Below are 23,219 nucleotides of genomic sequence, written 5' to 3' on the forward strand. Positions count from 1 at the left end.
GCTATTAACGGATATGTATTTATGGCTCCTACTTTTTTAATTATGGGGGTTTTCTTGCTTTTACCAATCTTTTTAGCAATTATTCTCTCATTTTACAGAGTTCAACCTTTGGGAGATGTTAGTTATACCTTTAGAGGTTGGCGTAATTTTTGGCGAATGTTTAGTGATGAACGTGTCAGGATTGCTTTAAAAAATACAGTAGAGTATGTAGCGATCGTTGTTCCAACGCAAACTTTACTTGCTTTAACTTTAGCTTTAGTCCTCAACACACAAATTAAAGGAAAAAACTTTTTTAGAGTTCTGTTCTTCCTACCGACAGTCACTTCATCTGCTGTTTTAACACTTATTTTTATGTGGATTTGTAACTCTAATGGGTTACTCAATCGCTTTCTTGCTGTTTTAGGTTTACCTACGTATAACTGGCTAGGCGATCCTAGTGTTGCACTCAAAGCAATTATGTTGATGAATATTTGGGCGACTGCGCCTCTTTTTATGGTAATTTATTTAGCAGCAATGCAAGATATTCCAGAAACGCTCTACGAAGCAGCAACGTTAGATGGCGCAAGCGCGTGGGATAAGTTGATCTATATTACTTTACCTTTTTTACAACCCGTCACTTTTTTTATTATTGTCATGGGAATAATTGGAACTTTTCAATTATTCGATCAATCTTATATTTTCTCACGAGGTTCGGGAGGTCCTAATAACTCTACTTTGACAGTTGTGTTATTAATTTATCAATATGCTTTTAAAAATCTTGACATGGGTTATGCAGCAGCGCTTGCACTCATGTTAGCACTTGTGATTATGATTGTGACTTTAATTCAGCGGATGTGGATTCAAGAAGAAAATTTTAATTGAAAAAGGATTGGCGATGCTCGAAAAAGCTTCCTGGCTTACACCTGTTTTGTACGTCATCTTAATATTGTATGCGATTTTAACGTTTGTGCCTTTTGCTTGGGCGTTGTCTGCTTCGTTTAAACCGCTATCAGAAATTGTATCAGGCGCAGATGGTTTGATTCCACAACAGTTCACGTTAGAGAACTACCAACAGATTTTTATACAAGAACCGCTTTTTGGCAGATGGTTATTTAATAGTATATTTGTTGCTGTGTGTGTAACGCTAGGTAATTTAATTTTTAACTCAATGGCGGGCTATGCTTTAGCTCGAATTCGTTTCCCTGGAAATCAAATATTCTTTTTTTTAATCTTAGCAGTTTTGATGGTTCCTGGACAAGTAACTCTGATTCCTACTTTTTTGATTTTGAAATCTTTAGGCTGGCTAAATTCCTATCAAGGACTCATTGTTCCTAGCATTGTCAACGCAACTTTTATTTTTATGATGCGGCAGTTTTTTATTAATTTTCCCAAAGAATTGGAAGAAGCAGCAGCGCTAGACGGGCTAGGATATTTAGAAACTTTCTTTCAAATTGTGTTGCCATTAGCTAAACCAGCATTAGCGGCACAAGCTATTTTTATTTTTATGGGTTCGTGGAATAATTTTTTAACTCCATTGCTGATTTTATCGGAAACTGAAATGTTCACTCTGCCACTAGGTTTAAATACATTTAAAGGGCAATATATTAGCTATTGGAACTATATTATGGCAGCATCGATGATGTTCACTTTACCAGCTTTGTTGATTTATGCCTTTTTTAATCGATATTTTATTCGAGGAGTGACTTTTACAGGAAGTAAGGGGTAAAGTTTAGCTCTACATTGCCACAAATCAGTTGTCAATGTTTAAACTGAAATTAGGTTGTGAAGATTCTTTTACGTTATGGCGGGACATAGTAAATGGGCAAATATTAAGCGACAAAAGGCGCGTGTAGATGCAGTCAAAGGAAAAACGTTTACGCAGTTATCGCGGGCTATTATTGTAGCAGCAAGAAATGGCGTACCTGATCCGGCGGGTAATTTTCAGCTACGAACAGCGATTGAAAAAGCAAAAGCTGCTGGCATACCAAATGAAAATATTGATCGCGCGATCGCTAAAGGTGCAGGTACTTACGCAGACGACTCTGTACAGCTTGAGGAGATGCGCTACGAAGGTTATGGATCGGGTGGTGTCGCGATTCTGATCGAAGCATTGACTGATAACCGCAATCGTACCGCTGCTGATTTGAGAGCCGCGTTTAGTAAAAATGGTGGTAATCTCGGTGAGACAGGTTGTGTCAGTTGGATGTTTGCCCAGAAAGGAGTAGCGATCCTTTCTGGTAGAGTTGATGAAGAGAAGCTGTTAGAAGCATCATTAGAAAGCGGCGCTGACTCGTATGAACTTGCAGATTGTATGGCTGAAGTCTTTACAGACGTAGGTAATTTGGAAAACCTCAGTCAACATCTGAAGAATGAAGGTTTTGTTGTTAGTGACGTGGAGTTACGCTGGATTCCCAGCAATAGTGTCGAAGTGAGTGATTCGGAACAAGCGCGATCGCTACTGAAATTAATTGATACGCTAGAATCTCTCGATGATGTGCAAAACGTCACGGCTAACTTTGAAATGGCAGATGAATTAATGGCGTTAAGCGTTTAAGCAAAGATACCTTGATTACAGCAGCTTGATCGCGTAACAATTAAGAAAAGTAAACGATGTGTTAGCTAGTTATACAATGGCGCTGGAGCAGTTGGAACAAGTAATTTGTCCTGAGTTGGACTGTGACTATGACTTGGTGATCGTCGGTGGTGGTATTGTGGGGCTGACGCTGGCGTGTGCGCTGAAAGACTCTGGATTGCGCGTCGCGGTGATTGAAGCCAAACAGCATTCTGTCGCAGCGGCGAAGGGACAAGCTTATGCAGTTCACCAACTTGCAGCACGAATTTTTCAGGGAATTGGTGTCTGGGATAAGATGTTACCCAACATTGCACATTATCACCGAGTGCGGCTTTCTGATGCAGATTACCCTGGTGTCGTTGAATTTCAAACAACAGATTTAGGCACAGATGTCATCGGGTATGTCGCGGAACACCAAGCGCTGCTAGCACCTTTGCAGGAGTTTATGCAGGAATGCGCTAACGTCACTTATTTGTGTCCGGTAGAAGTTGTCGAGACAGAGTATAAACCAGATTTTGTCGAGATTTCAGTTGTGAGTGATGGGAAATTGCAGATGATCCACACGCGATTACTTGTCGCCGCTGATGGGGCGCGATCGCGCATTCGTAACGCCGCCGGTATCAAAACTCGTGGTTGGCAATACTGGCAATCTTGTATTGTCGCCTTTGTGAAACCAGAAAAGGCTCATAATGATACCGCTTATGAGCGGTTTTGGTCAAGTGGCCCATTTGCGATTTTACCCTTACCAGGGAATCGCTGTCGGATTGTGTGGACAGCACCGCATGAAGAAGCAAAGGCTTTACTTGCCTTGGATGACGCGCAGTTTTTGCAGGAGTTGCAACGTCGCTACGGCGATCAGATGGGGAAACTCGAGCTTGAAGGCGATCGCTTTATGTTTCCGGTACAGTTGATGCAGAGCGATCGCTATGTTTTACCTCGGTTGGCTTTGGTTGGGGATGCAGCGCACTGTTGTCATCCGGTGGGTGGTCAAGGGTTAAACTTGGGCGTGCGTGATGCAGCGGCTTTAGCGCAGGTATTACAAAATGCGCACGGAAACAACCAAGATATCGGTAGTATACAGATATTACAGCAGTACGAACGCTGGCGCAAGCGGGAAAATTTAACAATTTTGGGTTTTACTGATTTGTTGGATCGGATGTTTTCTAACAATTGGTTGCCGTTGGTGGTGATGCGGCGGTTGGGTTTGTGGATGCTGCGGCGGATTCCGATGTTTAGGGTTTATGCGTTGCAGTTAATGATTGGGTTGCGGGGACGGATACCGCAGTTAGCGCAGAGGTAAAGGAGCATTAGTGGCAAGGCAGTGCCTTGCCCATACCTTCATGGGAGAAGCGGGTTATGCTTCGGATTGGGTGTGCAGTGTGGTCGTATAAGGGTTGGGTTGGTGATTTTTATCCGGCGGGGAGTCGGGCGAGTGAGTTTTTGCGGCTTTATAGTCGGCGGTTGACGACGGTTGAAGGGAATACGACTTTTTATGCTACGCCTGATCAGGAAACGGTGGCGCGGTGGGCGGCGGATACGCCGTCAGGGTTTGAGTTTTGTTTGAAGTTACCGCGAGAGTTAACACATCAAGGATTGTTAAAACCTTCAATTTCTGGCGCGTTGAGTTTTTTGGAACAGATGCGAGGGTTGGGAAGTCGCTTGGGACCAATTTTTGCACAATTACCGCCGCGCTATGGACCTGAGTGTTTGGAAGATTTGACGGCGTTTCTCAGTGCTTGGTCGCAGGAAAACGCAGAGTTAGCCTTGGAAGTGCGCCATCCTGGCTGGTTTACGGAACCTTATGCAAGTCAATTGACAAGTCTACTAGAAGAGTTGGGTATTGGGCGTGTTTTGCTGGATTCGCGTCCGATTTATGATACGCCAGAAGATGTGGAGATTCTTTCGGAACGTCGCAAGCCTAAATTACCTTTGCCATTGAGTGTAACTGCACCTTTTAGTTTGATTCGTTTTATTAGTCATCCGCAGCAAAAGTTGAATCAAAGCTTTTTGCAAGAGTGGGTGAGTGTTGTTGATGCGTGGTTGCGTCAAGGTAAGCGCGTGTATTTTTTTGTACACTGTCCGCAAGAAGCGCGATCGCCTGGTAATGTGCGATATTTTCAACAGATGTTGGAACAACACGGTGTTGCAGTTCCGCCACTTCCTTGGGATAGTGTTGGGGAATCGCCTACGCAGCTTAATTTGTTTTAAAGAATAAAAGAATAGGTTTGTTACATGAATTGTAGACACCTTTCGACTGAAGTCGGGGCTAAATAACAAAGTGTGCCTTCGCACACTCTGACAAGAAAATCAACTGTAATTCCACGTATGTTGATAGGGTTTGTCTAGTAACAAATTGATTTGTTGAATATGCTACTGGGTGGGTGTAAATGAATTGGGTGATCGCACGCTAAAGTATCAAGCCTAGCGAATAATTTTTACGACATCGTAAAGACCGTGTTCATTATCAGCGTAAGCTTGCCAGTAGTTTGTTTCTTTGTCAAAACCAGGTTGTTGACCGAGTGATTTGAAATCTTCGCGACTATTCCAACGGGCGAGTAATGCAATTGTCGATTTATCTGTACTAGGACACATCGCTGCCCACTGCAATCCTGGAATCATTTGTATTACACTGGGCATCTCTTGAGTGACAATCGTTGCGAGTTCAGATTGATCTTTGCCTGGCTTCATTTTAAATTGGCTAAACATAATCACATCTCCTTGATTGAAGCTTGGTGATGTTGTTCTGGTTTCAGTATGTCGAACTTGGCAAGCGAAGGATTGAGGTGTCTGTGTGGCAACAGTGAGTACGTGTTCTTTGGCGTATGACTGGAAGCTAGATAAATCTTTTCCTTGCCATTGAGATAGTGCAATCACTTGTGTACCATCTTGCGCTTTGAGAATTGCGGAGTCTTGAAAGCCAGGAGTTTTTGCAAATGAGGGTTCGGCTTGGGAAACGTCTGAGAGGACTTTAGCTTGAGTTTTTACGGTTGTGGGATAAACTGTGATGACTTAACGACTTCGTTGCTGGTGTCGAGAGGAATCGCGGTATCAGCTTGTGCTATCATTGGTATTACGGTAAGAGTACCAAACATCAACAGCGCGATCGCCGCAATCGTATTGAACTTACGCATAAATAGACTTAGCATGACCGCTTAACCTTCTGGATACGTGTTTGATAACTAAGGTTACAAAGCTTGCACTATGGTTGTATAGTCGTTTTTTGCAGTTTTAGCAGATTCTTGCTATTTGATTAAATATTGTTTCGGCGTGACTTTAGTGAGGCGCTTGAAGTGTCTGCCAAACTGACTTTGGCTAGCGAATCCAACTTGTAAAGCAACGTTGGTAATCTGCTGATTCTGTGTCAGTAACTCTTGAGCACGTTCAATGCGGCATTTAATGAGATACTGATAAACTTGATAAAGTTGGCGATCGCGGCACAATCTGTAAATGCAACTTTTCTCTATTGTCTTGACTCATGAAACTGCGCACACGTCTTTAGTATTAATTGACTCAATTAGTCTTATTTGAACAAAAGTGTTCAGTACTGTAGTCATTTTCAGTATATGTTAGAACAAAAATGCATTTCTGTTTCATCGCTTTTATAGAATAGCATGAGAAACAAACCACAGAGGCACAGAGAACACTGAGGAAAGCGGTTAGAAGAGATTCTCACTGAACATACGATTGCTGTAGTTTGTTTGAGAAGAAATTGAGTTTTTTATCAAAGAATAGTTGTTAGCAGAAAAATAAAAATTCTTGGATTGCTTTATGTTTATAAACAGAAATGATCGCATCCTGATGGGCTAAGGACGAAGCTGTTAATTACCTCAACGCTGCTCTAGAAAACTCGAATTAACTTATAATTTTCATAATAGAATATATTCTACACCAGGTTAGCAACACAAGGATACGATTTTTTAATTCTGAGGTGTTTAAATTAGGAATAATTTGCCTTGAAAAATCTCTTTTCTTTGTGTACTTTGTGTTCTAACGGCTAACGTCTTCGCTTCGCTGGAGTGGTTCATTTTTTAACTAATACGACCGTAACGCGCAACCACAGGATTATTAGGACTAGCTTGATTAGTTAAATACGCCCACAATTGATCTCCCAGGGAAAAATGCCACCATTCATTAGGATGACGCTGAAAGCCCGCCGAGTGCATTGATTCAAACAATATTTGGCGATGGAGGTGATATTTTTGTGCCGCAGGATCAGTGTTATTGGCATAGTAATCAGGGTGCGATCGCGGCGATAGTTCATCAATCGCAGAACCCATATTAACTATTTCACCAGTATCATTGATAAGTGTTAGATCAACAGCAGCGCCAGTACTATGCGGCGGCGGATAGCGTTCATCTAAACTCGGTACTGCCCAAAGCTGGTAAACTTGTTGCCAAATCTCCTGACGCTGAGTTGCGGATAAACTATCAACTTGCAATCCAGCGGTATGTACCACCTGTTTAAAGGTGTAATCTACCATAAATTGCTGCACAGCAACAGGGCGATAGGCATCAAAAATAAGTAATTGCCACGTGGGATAATGTTTTTGTAGTTGAGTTTGTGCGGCGAGTAACGCTGATACGACACCTTGACGTAAATAATAAGGCGAGCGATCACCATAAGTTGCACCTAATTGTTGATAAGGATGCGGAGAAACCACCGCAAGCTTTTCTAGAGGAATTGGCACGAGTGGTTCATGACACTCTAGAATAGGAACTTGCTGATGAGGCTTCTCCATGACGCGTAGGTAATTTTCTATTAAGCTCGTAATACTTCAATCGCAGAAATTAAAGGAAAGTCCTTTTCAGCCTTGAAAGTCAGGTTCAGCTTACCGTCGGTCACTTGTACACCTCTAATTGATACCATTGTTGCGTTTAAAGCACCACCAGCCGCTTTTGTGATGTCGTAGTTATTCATCACAAGTTTATTCTCAGCTAAAACGTCAAAGACGCGTCTACCAACGCCGCCAGGTCCTTTACCAGGCGCACCCCAGTATGTTTCAGCAAAATACAATCGTACTTCGACATTTCCTGGAGTGTTAATTGGCAGGTTAAAGTTAACAATTCGCGATGCTAGAGGAGTTGTATTCGTAATTTTTCCGCGATAAGTTTGGTAAAGTTTATCATTTGTTGTGTTGGCGATCGCAACATTACCTGCATTCTCAGCTTGTGCGGTTGTGGGCGAAAACCATCCTTTTCCGGTATCAGAAGTCCATACTTTACCTGTCTGATCGGTGTAAGAAACGTTACTGCCTACATCAATGCGGTACAGCGTCGAACGTGTTTCCGGCTTGATATTACTCACCAAATAAACGTTGTCTTGGTAATCGTAGTTGATTCCAGAATAGTCCATTGCAAGAATCCAAGTATTTGGGATAATTTGCCCCTGGCGATTTCTCGCTGCCCAAAAACGAACGTGATGTCCACTCGGTCCAGGACTACCCTTTTGTTGATCGATTAATTGATTATTTTTTGTTGGATCGCTCCACTCTTGATCGATTTTAAAGCCGAAAGTCCCGTTTGGATTAAAAGATCCTTGCGCAAGTTGCGATAAATTTTGTCTGCGTGGGAGTAGCGTTTGCCCGTCAACTCCTGCATGAGTAAAAACAACTTTCGTGGCGTTGCTACCTTTGCTATGCCAGAAAATTGTCGCAGTTTTCCCTTGGGTATGGTAAGCAGCCAATTGCTTTACACTTACTGGTTGTGAAGCATTTGCTTTTTGCCAGTAAGCTGAAAGCACTTCGTCACCGACTGCTTGTACTAAACCATTTTGATTGAGTTTTTGTCCAGGACCAGTAATTTTTGTTTGATAACCGAAAACTTGGAGAATTTCGTTTAAACTTGGCTCTTGATTACCTTCGGATACCGATTGCCAAAAACCAGAAAGCTGAACGACTTTGTTCGCCTCGTCTGCATCATTGGACTTAATCGTTAACGTACCATTATGAACGCTACCACTCGTTGCTTTAAAGCGGATGCGTAAATCAAGCTGTCCTTTAGGAGCAATCGTTACGGGAGTATTGATATTATTGAGTAATTCCCACGGACCTGTAATAGGCACGCCTGTAATTCTCAAAGGACTAGTACCTAAATTTTTAGTTCGCAGTGTAACCGTGTCATGAACTCCGTTATCAGGTGGGTTATTCAGGCTACCAATGCGACTGAAGACAAGGCGATCACTGTATGGTAAGTTATCAAGGTTTTGAATATCAATTTCTGGACCACTTACTGCTGCTTGCAGTGAAGAATGCTGCTGTAGGGAAGACAGCGTGCTGAAATCTGCCTGCAAATCATTGAAACTGTTGCTATGTACTCGACTGGTGTTGCTATTTAGAGTAACACCAGCTAAAGTATCCGATTGATAATTGATCGTCATTGCAGACCTGATAGGTTAGATAGAGGTAAAAGATTGTACTTACGATCCACCTAAAATCTTTACCATAGTTTGGGTACAAGTCGCCGCAAAAATTCTCTACTTTAACTAACTGGTACAGAAGAAGGAGAAACGCGCCAAATCTTGATTGTTCGATCTTTGCTACCAGTGGCAAAATTTAGACCGTTTTGACTAAACGCGACACAAGTGATGCCTTGGGAATGATCGGCAAGATTGCGAACAACTTCTCCATTGTCAATATTCCACAGTCTAACCACTCGGTCTTCGCTAGCAGTTGCAAAGGTTTTGCCGTCACTACTAAAACTGATTGCTGTGACTTCTTTTTTATGTGCAGCGATCGTCCGACGGAGTTCGCCGTTACTCGTATTCCAAAGTTTGACTTCTCCAATATTACTGCCACTTGCGAGCGTTTTACCATCAGGGCTAAAAGCAACTGTATAGACTGGTCGTGCGTGTCCTGTCAGCGAGTGCAGCAACTTACCTGTACGCATTTCCCAAATATTGGCTCTTTGGCGGTAATTACCACTGGCGATCATTTGCCCATTCGGACTAATCGCGATCGCCGCCACGCCTCCTTGATCGGCAATTGTGCGTAAAAGTTGTCCTGTGCGAACGTGCCAGATTTTGATTGTGCGATCGCCACTTCCACTGACTAAAATCTCACCGTTGGGACTAAACGCGATCGAACTCACCCAATCTTTGTGTCCTGCTAAGGTACGGATGTTTTTACCCGTTTTGAGATCCCATAGTTTAATTGTTTTATCGCCACTGGCGCTTGCTAGTATCTGACTATTCGGAGTAAACGCGACTGAACTAATCCAGTCTTTGTGTCCTGATAAAGTGTATAGTAATTTTTTTGCACCCAAGTCCCACACTTTTACAGTGCGATCGCCACTACCACTTGCTAGAACTTGTCCATTTGGGCTAAATCCTACTGTATAGATTGCCCGTGCATGACCGCCACTAATTGTATCTACCGATAATTTACCGCGCCACACATTTGCTGCGGCTTGCAGCAGTTCGATTTGTGATGATGTTGAACTTACCGCTGGCTGTAGTATTCCTTGTACTACAGATTGCGGCATCGCCGCTAAGGGCATGACGTCAAAAGTTAATAATGGAAGCGCGGCAAACACAATTTTTTCTAGGGGCATAAAGCTACCTTTTCAGGTGATTCCACAACGAACTTCAATTAGCCGATTAAGGCTTTTGGCTACTTTTTAGTAAAGTGTACAACTCTCTTAAGAGCGAAATTTTATTTCCTTGGGAAGCTATCTTAAATCAAGAATTTGCTGTCATACTGCCTAATTTGCCGTATTTCATTCATCGAATTTGCTTACTGAGGATAAATGAGTTGACTAATTCATAGCAAATTCGGCAAAAAATATTGTCATGTTGTGTCAGAATTATTGTGGAAACTTACATCTCTTAATAAAACAAGCAAATTCTGAAAAGCTCTACACAAAACTAGTGATGTTGACAAATGTAGGTTTACATGCGTACTTAAAGATTTTGCAGATTTTTTTACCTCTCCTAATGATTTTGGGTGTTGCTGATTGTTGAATCGAGTGAGCCAAGGAGATGCGTAGAAGCTGCTAAATGCGTTTTTGTTCCCAGAGTTTACAAAAAGAAACACTGCCACAATTTTTGGCATTTTTCACTGCATTATCTGCGCTCGTTAGCAACTATTTTTTAATTTGTTTAAACTGAGATCTAAGCTGTTAAATGAATTCAAATTGGCAAAAGTGACGATGAAGTTGTAACTTTTACCAAGGCAATTCAACTCTTGGGGAGAGTCAAGCAATGATAGGTAAATTGCTCGGTGGGCGATACCAAATTGTAGAGATTTTAGGAACTGGGGGCTTCGGTCAAACCTATGTTGCTGAAGACATACACCGACCTGGTCATCCTAAATGTGTAGTTAAACACCTCAAGCCTGCTAGCAGCAACTCGAGTTTTTTAGAAAATGCGCGACGTCTCTTTCAATCTGAAGCTCAAACGTTAGAAAAGCTGGGAAATCACGATCAAATACCTAGATTATTAGCTTATTTTGAAGAAAACGAAGAATTTTATTTAGTCCAAGATTTTATTCAAGGTCATCCCCTGAGTGCTGCACTACAAGCAGATAGACGCTGGAGTGAAGGCAAAGTCTATCAAATGTTGCGCGAAGTCTTAGGAATTTTAGAATACGTCCATAGCCAAGGGGTCATTCATCGCGATATCAAGCCGAATAACTTAATTCGACGTCAAGAGGATGGCAAATTAGTTTTAGTCGATTTTGGTTCGGTAAAGCAAGCGTGGACACAAGTTGTAACAGCGCACGGGTACACAAAAACAAGTTTTGCCTTAGGGACTCCGGCGACTATTGGCATTGGCACTCCAGGATATATGCCAACTGAACAAGGGCGGGGTAGACCGCGTCCGAATAGTGATATCTATGCGTTAGGAATTATTGGTATTCAGGCGCTAACCGGACTAAGCCCGATGCGTTTTCAAGAAGATATAGATACTGGCGAAATTTTGTGGTTAGACGCAGCAGCCGACGTTAATCCAACGCTGGCTACCGTCCTCTCTAAAATGGTGCGCTACCACTTTAAAGATCGTTACCAAACTGCCAGCGAAGTTTTGCAAGACTTAGAACGTATCGATTTACCAGAAATAGAAGACACAACCGACTTGGTACTCGAACAAGTGCCGTTACCCAGTCCACCACACAGCACAATCATATTTACCGAAGATAGCATAACAAACACAGAATCTCAGCGCGTCATCATTCCAGTTACGTTAGCAGGTTCTACCGATCTTTATGCTGGTCAAATTAGTTCGCGGTTAATTTCCCCCATTATCGAGCCGCTACCTCCATCATCCCAAGTTAAGTCTTCACCCTCACCGCCACAGCCCTTATCTAGCCAGCCTACTATTGCTACACCCCAAACAAATACAGTAAAAAAGACTTCTGTAAAGTCACGTGTGAGCAGTCACACAGAGACGAGTTATACGGCTCAAGGTCAATACAAAATCAGAATTGGTGCAGGCATTACCGCAATTATTCTTAGCTTAGTTGCAGGTTATGCAATTTACTGGCAACCGCGACCGAGTGTTTCTAGACCTTTAGAGCAAATGAAATCACTCAAAGCGGAAGGAAGATACGAAGAGTGTGTAGACCACGCTTCTAGTTTGTTAGCACAATCGAGCTATTATACCGATGCGCAGTCGATTTTACACGAATGTCAAATTGCTCAAGCGATTCGATTTGCGGGAGAACGTAACTTCTATGCAGCGATTATGGAAGCCAACAAAATTCCATCATCTGCGACTTTTTATCAAAATGTACAGCAGTTAATTGAACAGTGGTCGCATAGCATACTCGAAATTGCCACAAACGAGTATCAATCAGGCGACCTCAAACAAGCGATCGCAATCGCGCAGCGCGTTCCTAACTTAAGTCCAGTTTACATAGACGCCCAAACATCAATCAAACAATGGAGTAGCGAATGGGCAAATAACACGCGACACGTTGAAGCCGCAAAAACAGCTTTAAAAGCTGAAAAATGGGAAGAGGCGATCGCCGAAGCCAATAAAGTTTTAGATACCGTTTCCTGGCAACAACAAACACAGCCAATTATTCAAACCGCAGAATCAAAGCTAGCAGAAGTTAAGAAAACCACTGTTGCAAATCAATCTACAAGCACTCCACCCAAGAAAACAACTCCTGTTGTCCGCACTGCGGCAATTGCAACGCCTAAATCTACGACACCAGTCCCAAGACGCACCGTCGCAACTTCGACACTAAAACGAGTGACTCCCACAACGCGGACTCCTCAACGCCAAAGTACCCCAGTAACGCCAGCTAGACGCGTGCAACCACGCCCTGCGAATCGGACAACCAGAATCGTTCGCCGCCCCGCAGCGACTCAACCACGCCCTGCGACTCCTAACAAACCATCGTATAGTTGGACAACAAAAACCATACCGTAATAACGTTAATTTTTCGGCACCGGATCGTAGCCACCTGGATGCCAAGGATGGCAGCGCAGCACCCGTCGTGCGGCTAAAATTCCGCCGCGCCATACTCCAAAACGCTCGACAGCTTCCATTGCATACTGCGAACAGGTAGGATAAAAGCGGCAACTAGGAGGAAACAGCGGTGAAATTAAAATTCGATAGCCGCGAATTAAGAAAAGAATCAGACGTTTCATTACACAGCCAAATCTAGATACAGTGATACAAGAATACTTACGTTCAGCTTAATTCAAGACCTTGCTTACTTTAACCTGGTTAGAATCAGTGCCAGATGTGTGGCTACAAATTGCCATTGTCGGAATGTGGTTGAGTGTTATTTTACTACTTGCGGTAGTTGCCAAGCGTTACACGAGTGCCGACTCAGAAATCACTCGCAAAATTGTGCATATCGGCACAGGTAATATTATTTTATTTGCATGGTGGTTAGATATTCCTGCAAGTATAGGTATTGGCGCTTCGATTGTAGCGAGTATCGTTACCCTACTGTCGTATAAATTCCCTCTTTTACCTGGAATTAACAGCGTCGGACGCCAAAGCCTTGGTACGTTTTTTTATGCGGTGAGTATTGGTGTCTTAGTTGCCTGGTTTTGGTCTATCGAACAACCGCAGTACGCTGCTTTGGGCATTTTGGTGATGACGTGGGGCGATGGATTAGCAGCATTAATTGGTCAAAGATTCGGTAAACATCGCTACAAAATTTGGGGAATTCAAAAAAGCTGGGAAGGTTCTTTAGCAATGGCTGCTGTTAGTTACGTCGTCAGTAGCCTGATTTTTCTTGGCGTACAAGGTAACATCTGGCAAACCTGGTTAATTTCGCTCGCCGTTGCGCTTGTTGCAACGAGTTTGGAAGCTTTTTCGAAGTTTGGTATTGATAATCTGACGGTTCCTCTGGGTAGCGCCGTGATCGCTTTTGCTTTAACTCAGTTGCTGTAAATTCAGTTAATCGTAATTGTCATTCTTTCCCAAACTACTATCGGAGGTTGGAACTTCAGTGTATGAATGTGATTGCACAATAAACAAAGAACACTAGGAGGTAAAAATGGAGAAGCGACGCTTAGGCACAACCGATATCCAAATTACTCCCATTTTGATGGGAACATGGCAAGCAGGTCAAAAACAGTGGGTTGGCATTGAAGATGAGGAGAGTATCAAAGCAATCCGCGCCGCAGTTGATGCAGGGATTACGACAATCGACACGGCGGAAGTATACGGTAATGGTCACTCCGAGCAAGTCATCGCGCAAGCCTTAACTGATGTTCCACGCTCGCACATCGTTTACGCCACCAAAGTTTTTGCCAATCACTTGAAATACGATCAAGTTCTCGAAGCTTGCGCTCGCTCGCTGCAAAACCTAAAAATTGAGTATATCGACCTTTACCAAATTCATTGGCCTTCGGGATCCTTCAATACCGAAATTGTGCCAATTGAAGAAACAATGCGTGCTTTAAATCAATTAAAACAACAAGGTAAAATTCGCGCGATCGGAGTTTCTAACTTCTCCCGCACTCAGTTGGAAGAAGCCGCGCAGTATGGACGCATTGATAGCATTCAACCGCCCTACTCGTTGTTTTGGCGTTGGGTTGAGAAAGACGTGATGCCGTACTGTGTTGAGAATAATATCTCGATTCTTGCATACTCTCCGCTAGCGCAAGGGTTATTAACAGGAAAATTTGGTCGCGGACATCAATTCGACCCCCAGGATAACCGCGCGAAAAATAAGCTATTTCAAGGAGAAAACTACGAACGCGCGCAACAAGCTTTAGAAAAACTTCGTCCGATCGCAGAACGCCATCAAGCTTCACTGGCGAATTTAGCGATCGCCTGGTTAATTGCGCAACCCCAAACGCAAGCGATCGTTGGTGCAAGAACCGCTGAACAAGCTGTGGGTAACGCTAAAGCTGTGGAAGTCAAACTCACTGCCGAAGAATTAGCCGAAATTGACGCTATCGGTCGCATTGTTACCGATCACCTCGACGACAATCCAGTGATGTGGAATTGGTAGAGTTGTTGGTGTGTTGCTAAGCATGTTGGCTGTTGTTGCAAAATTCAAAGACTTTTAAACTTAAGTAAATCACCAGTGGCGATGAAATAATCGCGTGATAACTTAAGTATTAAGACACCAGATAGATATAAACCAATTCAAAATGTTCTCGGCGCGGTGTCTCCTGTCGTAGAACTACCAACAGCGAACACCAAGCATAGCTTCTGAGGCAAGACACCTCAAGCAGGTAAAGCCCAACCTTGGTCTGGAAAGACGCTTCTATGCTGGAGTTGCGATCCTCGTAAACCTTAGTTGTTATTTCGCTTACCTCTTTAATTCCAAATTCAATTTGAAGAAGTTGAGTCTTATTTCCTAAAGGGTCTAGTCAATCTATTCTGACTAGACCCAAATTGTTTTATGATGCTGCGCTTAGCGTGAGTAACCACTCTTTTAACAGCGAGTTAACTTGATTTGGTACTTCATCATGCGGGCAATGTCCAGCGCGCAAAAAATACTCGGTTAATTCTGGATAGTACTTGCGAAACTTAGGCGATCGCTCTCTTGCATTCATCCAAGGATCGGCTTCTCCCCATAAAAGCAGCAACGGACACTTTAACTGTCGTAGCAGTGTGTCTACTTTTTCCCCTTGAGGAGTACTAAACACAGAAGCAAAAACATCAACTGCACCAGGATCGCACGAAGGGCGGTAAATGTCTTCCACAAGCTGGTCTGTAATCGCGCTTTTATCGAGATAAACCTTTTCTAAGGTTTGGCGAATGACCCAAGGTTGACGGATGTACTGAAACAACAAAAAACGCCCCAAGGATTGTTGGAAAAACCATTTCGCCGACTCTTGCAGAAATCGTTGTATCCAATCAGACTGTTTTGGTGGCTGAATTTCGGATTGTACAGCTTCGGATTCGGCTGTCGGCTGGTCTTCGTTAAAAGGACCAGCGCTATTGAGTAAGACTAATCCGGCTGCTGCGTCTGGTCGCTGGGCAGCAACGCATAAACTCGTATACCCGCCTAATGAGTTACCCGCTAATACTACTGGCTGACCAATGACTTCTTGAATAAAGTCATACAACTGATCGCGCCATAAATCGCCGCTGTATTGCCACTTTGGCTTAGCTGAACGCCCGAAACCTAATAAATCAATTGCCCATACTTCAAAATCACGCGATAACCCAGCAATATTTTTGCGCCAATGGTCAGTTGAAGCACCAAATCCGTGTACTAATAATAATGGAGGATGCGCTGAGGATTGTCCGGCGCGTACATAATAGATTGACTGTCCTCGCCACTGCCAATATTTGCCAGGAATTGAGCTAGTAGCAGAAGTCGCCTGCATAATCTCAATAAATGTTAAGTTACTTTAATAATTTTAACGTGGATTATAACCATGTAATCTATCTAAGTAGACAGGTTAAATTTGCTATCAATACAAGTGATTACAGGTAAAACACAACTACTTGGCGTGATTGGGCATCCGGTAGAACACTCGCTGTCTCCGGTAATGCATAATGCAGCGATCGCCCACTTAAAGCTCGATTATGCCTATCTACCTCTATCAGTTAAACCAGAAGCTTTAACCGCAGCAGTTGCTGGATTTGCAGCAATCAATCTCAAAGGCTTTAACGTGACGATTCCCCATAAACAGGCAATTTTACCGTTGCTGTCGGAAATTTCTGATGTGGCTCAAGCGGTGGGAGCCGTTAATACAGTTTGGCGCCAAGGTGATACTTGGGCAGGTACAAACACCGATGTTGTAGGCTTTCTGGCTCCGTTGCAAGATATAAATTGCGATTGGAATAGTGCTGTAGCACTAATCTTAGGCTATGGGGGAGCCGCAAGAGCAGTCGTCGCTGCTTGCGCTCAATTGGGTTGTCCGACAATTCACGTCATTGGTCGTAACTTGCAAAAGCTACAGCAATTTTACGCTAGTTGGCACGATGCAGATATCAGCAGTAAATTACAAGTTCATACTTGGGATAAATTACCACAATTGATTCCCCAAGCGACTTTATTAGTCAATACAACTCCTGTGGGAATGCATCCGCACACTGAAGCATCACCCTTAAGTGTTGCAGAAATGATGCTCTTGTCCTCAAATGCGATCGCATACGATTTAATTTACACTCCACGTCCTACGCAGTTTCTTCAGCAAGCCGAAAAACAAGGCGCAATGACGATAGATGGACTAGAAATGCTCGTTCAACAAGGCGCGGCGGCACTAAACATCTGGTTACAGCAATCAGTCCCTATCGATATTATGCGGCAGGCTTTACAACAGCAATTAATCAAGCGTTAGCTGAGACTTGACTCAACTGTAGGCATCACAGACTGAACTTCAGCATTAAGAGTTACAAAATAAAGCTCTATGTTGAGATCAGGATAGCGCTTGCGAATCTCCCAGTAAGCTCGATTTAAATAATCTGCATGAACTTGTTGTTCGCGTTCTCGGTCATTACTCAACTCAGGGTCAATTTTACTAGCATATGCTCCACAATCTTGATGATCCAAGACAATCACTTTTGTAATGTGATGTAAATTGTGAGATAACTCTAGTTGATCCCAAAATGCTTCAGCTTCAGCAGTATGGGGGAAACCAGATAATGCTAGAGAAGCACCAGCTAAAGCTGTCCAATCATATTGATTACTAAGATGTTGCAGCGACAAGAAATATCGCTCTGTTTCTAGAAAGCGAAAATCAATACAACTGAGTACTAATGCTTTTGCCTGATGTTCTGCCGTAGCTGGTAAAGTTTTTAATAAAAAAGGAGCAACAATTGCAGGTAAGAGCGATCGCAAAAAATAACGACGAGGAAATTGATGATCTTGACTACAGGCACAGCCGCTAATTTGTTGCATTTTGAAATCTAGTATAAATGTTTCTCTAAAAAGAAATAAGCTCGTATGTCACTCATTAAATTACAGGTCATTTAGTCATTTAATTCTCACGAACAGAGACTAACTCTTGATGGCATCCAAGTTCAGGAGACAGCGCACAAATTGCAGCATCAGTAGTTTCAAAGCAATTTTCTTTACCTATTTTGTCGAGTAAGCCACTACGTTCTAGCATTTGCTTTACCTGGGGTTGCAAACCACTTAGTAGCAAACGACAGTTGCGTCGTTTTAAGTCATAGTAAATGTCTTCTAATGCAACAAGTCCAGTAGTGTCCATATTAGGCACAAATCGCAACCGTAAAATCAAGTATTTTACTTCTGGTTCGTCGCGCAAAAAAGTCACAAAGCGCTCAGCAGCCCCAAAAAATAAGGGACCATCAACTCGGTAGACTGCAATTTGTTTACTTAGCTCCAAGGGTACACCAGGCGGAAAGGCTTCTATTTCAGATACTTTACCTAAACTAAGGTCACTCATTCGTTTAATAAACAATGCTCCTGCGGCAATCAAGCCGACTTCTACTGCTAACACTAAGTCAAAACAAACAGTCACTAGCCACGTAAGAATCATGACAGCAAAGTCAGAGTATGTTGCTCGCATCAACAACCCGATCGCTTCCCACTCAATCATCCGCACACTTGTAACCATGAGAATACCTGCCAAGGCTGCTAAGGGAACCTGTGCTGCTAAGGGAGCTAATACTAAAACAATGATTGCCAGTGCAACGCCGTGAATGACACCAGAAAGCCGAGTTTTGCCGCCAGCGCGGACATTAACTGCTGTACGGGCGATCGCTCCTGTTGCTGGAATACCACCGAAAAAAGGCACGATGATATTTGCTAAACCTTGACCTATAAGTTCGCGATCGCTATTATGCTTCTCGCTGACAGTCATGCCATCTGCTACTACTGCCGACAGTAACGATTCAATACTGCCCAAAGCTGCTAGGGCTAATGCTGGACTAATTAGTTCTTGAATAAGCTGAAAGTCATTCCAATGAGGAATTGTCTGCGGTATTGGCAATGATTGCGGAATTGAACCAATGGTGGGGACATCGAGATGCAACCAAGCAGCGATCGCTGTTGCTAAGACTAACCCAACTAATGAGCCTGGGATGCCAGTAGTAATCTGCGTCCAAAGCAATTTGGTAGTAATTACCATCAGCGTTAACCCTACCGCTGCCCAATTGATAGCTTCTAGATGCGTTAGTGTTGCCCATAATCCTGGCAAAAAGTGTTCGCTGCGCGATAAATGTAAACCAAAAAAATTATTCAATTGTCCGCAAAAAATGATGATGGCAATGCCATTCGTAAAACCGGCAGTAACTGGATAAGGAATAAATTTGACCAGCCTGCCAAGCTTGGCAACTCCTAGGGCAACTTGAATGATTCCTGCCATCACCCCAGCAATCCACACTTTTTCAATTCCGTACTTGGCAACAATCCCAATCAAGATAACTGCCATTGCTCCCGTAGGACCTGTAATCTGTACAGGAGAACCACCAAATACTGCTGCTACAATCCCTGCCACAATTGCTGTGTAAAGTCCGGCTTTCGGTTCTACGCCACTCGCTACGGCAAATGCTAATGCTAGAGGAAGCGCCACAATTGCTGCTGTCAGCCCTCCAGTCAAGTCCCCACGCCAATTAGTAATCTTCAGAAGGTTTGCTCGTGTCATCTGGTGCTATCCAACTCCAATATTTATCTTTGTATCTTTGTATCTGCAAAGTCTTGCATATAGATTAGCACCCATGCTAAGGTGTGGCAAGCAGCGATATCCAAGTCAACTGCGCCCTTTGAGCGTATTTAACTGATTCAGATGTACAGATACATGGATGTTGAGTCTAATCACGTTGAGCGTTATTTACAAAATCAGATTGAGAGGTCAACTTCCGTGTGGTATGTTGTCCGTCACCTTCCTAATCTGCAATCTATTGTTGTTGCCAAGTTTTCTTCTCGGACAGAGGCGGAAGCACACTTGCGGTTTCTTAAACAAGCACGACCTAGTACTTCATACACAATTGCGTTTGATTGTGTTTCTGAGTAAAATGTCAACTTTTTGTAGCATTTTGTGAGATATATATTAAGACAATGGAAATTAAAATTTTTGATGTTGATCGCGGATTCTGTGCAGTTGTGATTACAGACGATCACCGGACAATACTTCTTGATAGTGGCTATTCGCACACAGTATTTAGGCCCTCACAATATATTGTGCAAAAGCATTGCAATTCTCTAGAATGCTTGATTGTTCCTGCTTATACAGAAGAGCATTTATCTGGTTTTGCCGATATTTTGAATCAGTCTTTAGAACACTGTTTGCCAATTCATTTTTATCTTGCAAACCCCTCAGTTGATGCTGAAAAATTTCCAGGATTACAACGTTTAAATCAGCGATTCAAAAATGCTCTTGCCTTTATGTCAGATACACCTCCAGGAGTAGGAAGTACTCAAGTGATGAAAATTGATGATGTCGCCATCTCATTTTTCTGGAACAATTACTCAGAATTTCAGGATGCTGATAACTTGAGTTTGGTGACTTTTTTATCTTATCGAGATATTAATATTATCTTTCCTAGTAATTTACAAACAGCAGGTTGGTTGTCACTTCTCAAGTCGCCTCAGTTTTGCGATCGCTTACGACAAGTTAATATTTTTGTAGCAGCTAATCATGGTAAAGAAGATGGTTATTGCCCATCGGTTTTTGATTATTGCAAACCAGAAGTTATTATCGTTTCTAATGAATTGGAACAACCCATTTCACCACGAATGATGCAGCGATATCAAAGTCATGCCTACGGTTCTCCTTTAGGAGTTAGTCATAAAAAACTGTTAACCACTTACGATGAAGGAACTATTACTATTACTAAATATCTTGATAGACTGCGACAAGTACAAACTCAGCTTCAAGATCACAAAAACACAGCTGCTCAATTTTTAGAATTTGAGCATATAAACTTGAATTAAATTAACTCTATTCAAGTTGTAACTTGCGCTTTCAGATGCTAAAATATTAAGTTAACTGAAGAGCTTTGAAGATACACAGGTATGTAAGTAATGTTTAAGCCCAGTTATTTTAAAGCTGATCTGTTTAAAGTATTATCCAATCCAGTACGAATTCAAATTTTAGATGCTTTAAGACTGGGAGAACAAAGCGTGAATAGCATTGCCCAGTGGGTTCAAGCCGATCCATCTTCAGTATCTCAGCAACTCGCTGTACTGCGCAGTCGCAATTTAGTTACAAGCCGTAAGCAAGGCAATTATGTATTTTACTCTGTACGTGACCCAGCTATTTTTAATATTCTAGATGCTGCACTAGAAGTATTTAACAATCATCTAGTTGATGTACGTGATGCGCTCGAAAAATTAGAGTAAAGTTGCAACGTCAAGTTTATTCTGACATCCAACGCCAATTATAACGGTTCCAGCTATACACGCCTTGAATTTCGTATTCTGCGCCATTACTTAAACGAACAACACAGCTTGTTGTCGTGTTATTGCCATCATCGGCTTCCTTAATTTGAAGCACAGTGCAACTATACCATTCTCGCTGACAAGGACCTGTTTCTTGCACCCATTCCCACAAGCCGTTGGAAACTTCAATGCGATCGCCAACTTTAAGCTTTAAAGTATCCTCTGCCCCATCGGCATACTCGGCAATATGAACAGGTTTGATGCGATTTAACCATTGCAAACCGTAGCGATCGCGAAGAAACTGCACTTTTCCAGAGTCGCGACTCATTAACCAATCATTCAACAGTTGAATTTTCCAATCACGTTCTTGCTGTTGTTGTTCTTTGATATATTCCCAAAAACTGCGGCGTTCCTCTATTGTGAGTTCCGCAAGTGGATTTGTCGAAGCACTATCTATATCTTCGAGTGAATGCTGATGTGTGATCGCTTGGATGATAATTTCTTTTTGCTGCTCTGTGAGAGCGCAACCTGCTGCTTCACAGTCTCTAAATGCTGCTTGCAGGGTTGCTTCGATCTCCGCAGGGTTCATAGCAAGTTAAGTTGCGATTTCCTATTTTACGATAAAACCTGAATACAAAACTTTTAAAACGCTTGTCCCTAGGAAAATCTCAGCTTAAGCTGAGGTTGGTCACAATTATTTTTACTGTTGTCGTTTATGCGTCGTAGTTTTACTGTTATCCTCATAACTTGCCTTATCGCGATCGCTATTTGTTTATGGAGTCCCCCAGCGTTAGCACTTACTCAAATCAAACTATCAAATCTGACGTATCACGAGTGTCCGCAAGAACTTTCTGAGGGAGCCGTGACGAGTGGTACGACAATGGCAGCTAACTGCTATATTGTCACTGGTAAAGCCGAAAATGCTTCTAATAAACCAGTCTATGATGCTGATATTTTTGGCAGAATCTATGATGCTAATAATGAACCCGTCATGCAAAATCGTACTCGCTTGGGTTCTATTGCCGAAGTTCCGCCAGGAACCAGTGATTTTGAATTGAGAATTTCTGTACCGGCAAATCAACCTACTCCTTTAAAGCTAAAGCAGTTTAAGGCAGCCGGTTTTAGCGGTCAAGTTCGACGGTAATTTCAGCAATACGGCTTAGTAGTAAGCAAATGCTCCTGGTAATCCACCGATGAGGCTTCCTGCTACTTGCAATAGCAAAATAGCCAAAATCGGTGAAATATCAATTCCGCCCAAGGGAGGAATAAACGAACGAAATAGATTCAAATAAGGATCGGTGATTTGGCTGATTGCAGCAAAAGGTTGCGAATACCAATCAATATTAGGGAACCAGGTGAGGAGTACCCGAATAATGAGGATATAGGTGTAAATTGTGATAAATGTAACAAGCGTATTTGTCAGTAAGTAAATGGAACTCATAGATTGGGAGTGAGTTACTAAATTGCACTTTAACAAAGAATGATTTTAATTTAGCCGATATTAGCTCTTTTGGGATCTTTAGCAAGAAAGATCCGCATATGATCGCTTGGTTTGCAGCTGATGTATCGCTATAAGTCTTTGGGCGATTGTTCGCTATCTGGCTGATTGCTGTTGACTTGTCCTAAGGTTAGACGAACTTCATCGATTGTTTCATTAAGTTGAGCAATTTTATCTTCTAAGCTACGCCGTGCGGTTTCGATACTCTGATCCGAGTAAGCTGCTTTGATTTGGCGTCGTTTGAGCCGATTATTATCTGACAGTTTTGAGTTGCGCTTTTCTGCGAACTCTCCCGTTGCTTCATAGTTAGCATTTTGACTAGCTAACAAAGCGCCAATAACGCCTCCTACGATCCCTCCTACGATTGTGCCAGTTAGAAAACCACTAGCAAACCCATCACGCTGATTCATACTGATACTGCCCTCTTAGAATGCACTGTCGCCTTATTCAAATG

General features: G+C 42.6%; 26 protein-coding genes. 13 read left to right on the plus strand and 13 right to left on the minus strand.

Going from position 1 to position 23,219, the window contains the following annotated elements:
- The first annotated feature begins 21 nt into the window (after window positions 1-21).
- The 5 genes from NIES1031_RS20900 (at window position 22) to NIES1031_RS20920 (ending at window position 4,759) form a co-directional block, all read left to right on the plus strand.
- A complete protein-coding gene (locus NIES1031_RS20900; RefSeq protein WP_236738935.1) occupies window positions 22-861 on the plus strand; it encodes a carbohydrate ABC transporter permease in 840 nt (279 codons plus the stop codon).
- A gap of 13 nt (window positions 862-874) precedes the next feature.
- Complete coding sequence (locus NIES1031_RS20905; protein WP_073551384.1) at window positions 875-1,705, plus strand: carbohydrate ABC transporter permease; 831 nt, start codon at window positions 875-877, stop codon at window positions 1,703-1,705.
- A 75-nt stretch (window positions 1,706-1,780) separates the two neighbouring features.
- Window positions 1,781-2,533: a YebC/PmpR family DNA-binding transcriptional regulator gene (locus NIES1031_RS20910; protein ID WP_073551385.1), complete on the plus strand. Its 753-nt coding sequence runs from the start codon at window positions 1,781-1,783 to the stop codon at window positions 2,531-2,533.
- 76 nt (window positions 2,534-2,609) lie between these two features.
- Entirely contained in the window at window positions 2,610-3,851 is a 1,242-nt protein-coding gene (locus NIES1031_RS20915) for an FAD-dependent hydroxylase (RefSeq protein WP_073551386.1), read from the plus strand.
- Window positions 3,852-3,907: 56 nt separating this feature from the next.
- A complete protein-coding gene (locus NIES1031_RS20920; protein WP_073551387.1) occupies window positions 3,908-4,759 on the plus strand; it encodes a DUF72 domain-containing protein in 852 nt (283 codons plus the stop codon).
- Between the two features lie 213 nt (window positions 4,760-4,972).
- On the opposite strand, the gene NIES1031_RS20925 is transcribed toward NIES1031_RS20920, so the two are convergent.
- The 6 genes from NIES1031_RS20925 to NIES1031_RS20945 all read right to left on the minus strand — a co-directional run bounded on the left by NIES1031_RS20925 (window position 4,973) and on the right by NIES1031_RS20945 (window position 10,099).
- Window positions 4,973-5,425: a hypothetical protein gene (locus NIES1031_RS20925; RefSeq protein ID WP_073551388.1), complete on the minus strand. Its 453-nt coding sequence runs from the start codon at window positions 5,423-5,425 to the stop codon at window positions 4,973-4,975.
- 107 nt (window positions 5,426-5,532) lie between these two features.
- On the minus strand, window positions 5,533-5,697 hold the full coding sequence (locus tag NIES1031_RS24565; RefSeq protein ID WP_178378209.1) for a hypothetical protein: 165 nt from the start codon (window positions 5,695-5,697) through the stop codon (window positions 5,533-5,535).
- 96 nt (window positions 5,698-5,793) lie between these two features.
- Window positions 5,794-5,991 (minus strand): helix-turn-helix domain-containing protein, encoded by a 198-nt coding sequence (locus tag NIES1031_RS20930; protein ID WP_218596903.1) that lies wholly within the window; start codon window positions 5,989-5,991, stop codon window positions 5,794-5,796.
- Between the two features lie 588 nt (window positions 5,992-6,579).
- Window positions 6,580-7,290 (minus strand): M15 family metallopeptidase, encoded by a 711-nt coding sequence (locus NIES1031_RS20935; protein ID WP_073551389.1) that lies wholly within the window; start codon window positions 7,288-7,290, stop codon window positions 6,580-6,582.
- Window positions 7,291-7,310: 20 nt separating this feature from the next.
- Window positions 7,311-8,927: a malectin domain-containing carbohydrate-binding protein gene (locus tag NIES1031_RS20940; protein ID WP_073551390.1), complete on the minus strand. Its 1,617-nt coding sequence runs from the start codon at window positions 8,925-8,927 to the stop codon at window positions 7,311-7,313.
- A gap of 101 nt (window positions 8,928-9,028) precedes the next feature.
- Window positions 9,029-10,099 carry a WD40 repeat domain-containing protein gene (locus tag NIES1031_RS20945; protein ID WP_073551391.1) on the minus strand — a complete coding sequence of 357 codons (1,071 nt, stop codon included), beginning with the start codon at window positions 10,097-10,099 and terminating at the stop codon, window positions 9,029-9,031.
- A 649-nt stretch (window positions 10,100-10,748) separates the two neighbouring features.
- On the opposite strand from NIES1031_RS20945, the gene NIES1031_RS20950 reads away from it, so the two are divergent.
- Window positions 10,749-12,923, plus strand: coding sequence for a serine/threonine-protein kinase (locus NIES1031_RS20950; protein WP_073551392.1), 2,175 nt, complete (start codon window positions 10,749-10,751; stop codon window positions 12,921-12,923).
- 5 nt (window positions 12,924-12,928) lie between these two features.
- On the opposite strand, the gene yidD is transcribed toward NIES1031_RS20950, so the two are convergent.
- A complete protein-coding gene (gene yidD, locus NIES1031_RS20955; RefSeq protein WP_073551393.1) occupies window positions 12,929-13,144 on the minus strand; it encodes a membrane protein insertion efficiency factor YidD in 216 nt (71 codons plus the stop codon).
- A 124-nt stretch (window positions 13,145-13,268) separates the two neighbouring features.
- On the opposite strand from yidD, the gene NIES1031_RS20960 reads away from it, so the two are divergent.
- Window positions 13,269-13,901 carry a diacylglycerol/polyprenol kinase family protein gene (locus NIES1031_RS20960; RefSeq protein WP_218596906.1) on the plus strand — a complete coding sequence of 211 codons (633 nt, stop codon included), beginning with the start codon at window positions 13,269-13,271 and terminating at the stop codon, window positions 13,899-13,901.
- A gap of 106 nt (window positions 13,902-14,007) precedes the next feature.
- The gene (locus NIES1031_RS20965) at window positions 14,008-14,970 is read left to right on the plus strand and encodes an aldo/keto reductase (RefSeq protein ID WP_073551395.1); all 963 of its coding nucleotides are present in this window, start codon (window positions 14,008-14,010) and stop codon (window positions 14,968-14,970) included.
- A gap of 394 nt (window positions 14,971-15,364) precedes the next feature.
- On the opposite strand, the gene NIES1031_RS20970 is transcribed toward NIES1031_RS20965, so the two are convergent.
- The gene (locus tag NIES1031_RS20970; RefSeq protein WP_073551396.1) at window positions 15,365-16,300 is read right to left on the minus strand and encodes an alpha/beta fold hydrolase; all 936 of its coding nucleotides are present in this window, start codon (window positions 16,298-16,300) and stop codon (window positions 15,365-15,367) included.
- A 90-nt stretch (window positions 16,301-16,390) separates the two neighbouring features.
- On the opposite strand from NIES1031_RS20970, the gene NIES1031_RS20975 reads away from it, so the two are divergent.
- On the plus strand, window positions 16,391-17,260 hold the full coding sequence (locus tag NIES1031_RS20975; protein WP_218596907.1) for a shikimate dehydrogenase: 870 nt from the start codon (window positions 16,391-16,393) through the stop codon (window positions 17,258-17,260).
- On the opposite strand, the gene NIES1031_RS20980 is transcribed toward NIES1031_RS20975, so the two are convergent.
- Window positions 17,257-17,820: a carbonic anhydrase gene (locus NIES1031_RS20980; RefSeq protein ID WP_073551398.1), complete on the minus strand. Its 564-nt coding sequence runs from the start codon at window positions 17,818-17,820 to the stop codon at window positions 17,257-17,259. The genes NIES1031_RS20975 and NIES1031_RS20980 overlap by 4 nt on opposite strands.
- Before the next feature lie 79 nt (window positions 17,821-17,899).
- Window positions 17,900-19,531: a SulP family inorganic anion transporter gene (locus NIES1031_RS20985; RefSeq protein WP_073551399.1), complete on the minus strand. Its 1,632-nt coding sequence runs from the start codon at window positions 19,529-19,531 to the stop codon at window positions 17,900-17,902.
- 153 nt (window positions 19,532-19,684) lie between these two features.
- Here NIES1031_RS20985 and NIES1031_RS20990 point away from each other — a divergent pair, with 153 nt between their 5' ends.
- The 3 genes from NIES1031_RS20990 to NIES1031_RS21000 all read left to right on the plus strand — a co-directional run bounded on the left by NIES1031_RS20990 (window position 19,685) and on the right by NIES1031_RS21000 (window position 21,228).
- A complete protein-coding gene (locus NIES1031_RS20990; protein WP_073551400.1) occupies window positions 19,685-19,900 on the plus strand; it encodes a hypothetical protein in 216 nt (71 codons plus the stop codon).
- Window positions 19,901-19,944: 44 nt separating this feature from the next.
- Window positions 19,945-20,820 carry a ComEC/Rec2 family competence protein gene (locus tag NIES1031_RS20995; RefSeq protein ID WP_073551401.1) on the plus strand — a complete coding sequence of 292 codons (876 nt, stop codon included), beginning with the start codon at window positions 19,945-19,947 and terminating at the stop codon, window positions 20,818-20,820.
- Window positions 20,821-20,910: 90 nt separating this feature from the next.
- Window positions 20,911-21,228 (plus strand): ArsR/SmtB family transcription factor, encoded by a 318-nt coding sequence (locus NIES1031_RS21000; RefSeq protein WP_073551402.1) that lies wholly within the window; start codon window positions 20,911-20,913, stop codon window positions 21,226-21,228.
- 16 nt (window positions 21,229-21,244) lie between these two features.
- On the opposite strand, the gene NIES1031_RS21005 is transcribed toward NIES1031_RS21000, so the two are convergent.
- Complete coding sequence (locus NIES1031_RS21005; RefSeq protein WP_073551403.1) at window positions 21,245-21,856, minus strand: hypothetical protein; 612 nt, start codon at window positions 21,854-21,856, stop codon at window positions 21,245-21,247.
- A gap of 126 nt (window positions 21,857-21,982) precedes the next feature.
- Between NIES1031_RS21005 and NIES1031_RS21010 the strand changes: the two genes are divergently transcribed.
- Window positions 21,983-22,411 carry a hypothetical protein gene (locus tag NIES1031_RS21010; RefSeq protein WP_073551404.1) on the plus strand — a complete coding sequence of 143 codons (429 nt, stop codon included), beginning with the start codon at window positions 21,983-21,985 and terminating at the stop codon, window positions 22,409-22,411.
- Window positions 22,412-22,426: 15 nt separating this feature from the next.
- Here the strand turns inward: NIES1031_RS21010 and NIES1031_RS21015 are convergent, their stop codons facing one another.
- Window positions 22,427-22,708, minus strand: a complete 282-nt coding sequence (locus NIES1031_RS21015; protein ID WP_015189853.1) for a YggT family protein — start codon at window positions 22,706-22,708, stop codon at window positions 22,427-22,429.
- A gap of 128 nt (window positions 22,709-22,836) precedes the next feature.
- Window positions 22,837-23,175 (minus strand): ssl2009 family thylakoid membrane protein, encoded by a 339-nt coding sequence (locus NIES1031_RS21020; RefSeq protein WP_073551405.1) that lies wholly within the window; start codon window positions 23,173-23,175, stop codon window positions 22,837-22,839.
- Between the last annotated feature and the right edge of the window lie 44 nt (window positions 23,176-23,219).

This window comes from Chroogloeocystis siderophila 5.2 s.c.1 (assembly GCF_001904655.1).
GTDB classification, from domain to species: Bacteria; Cyanobacteriota; Cyanobacteriia; order Cyanobacteriales; family Chroococcidiopsidaceae; genus Chroogloeocystis; species Chroogloeocystis siderophila.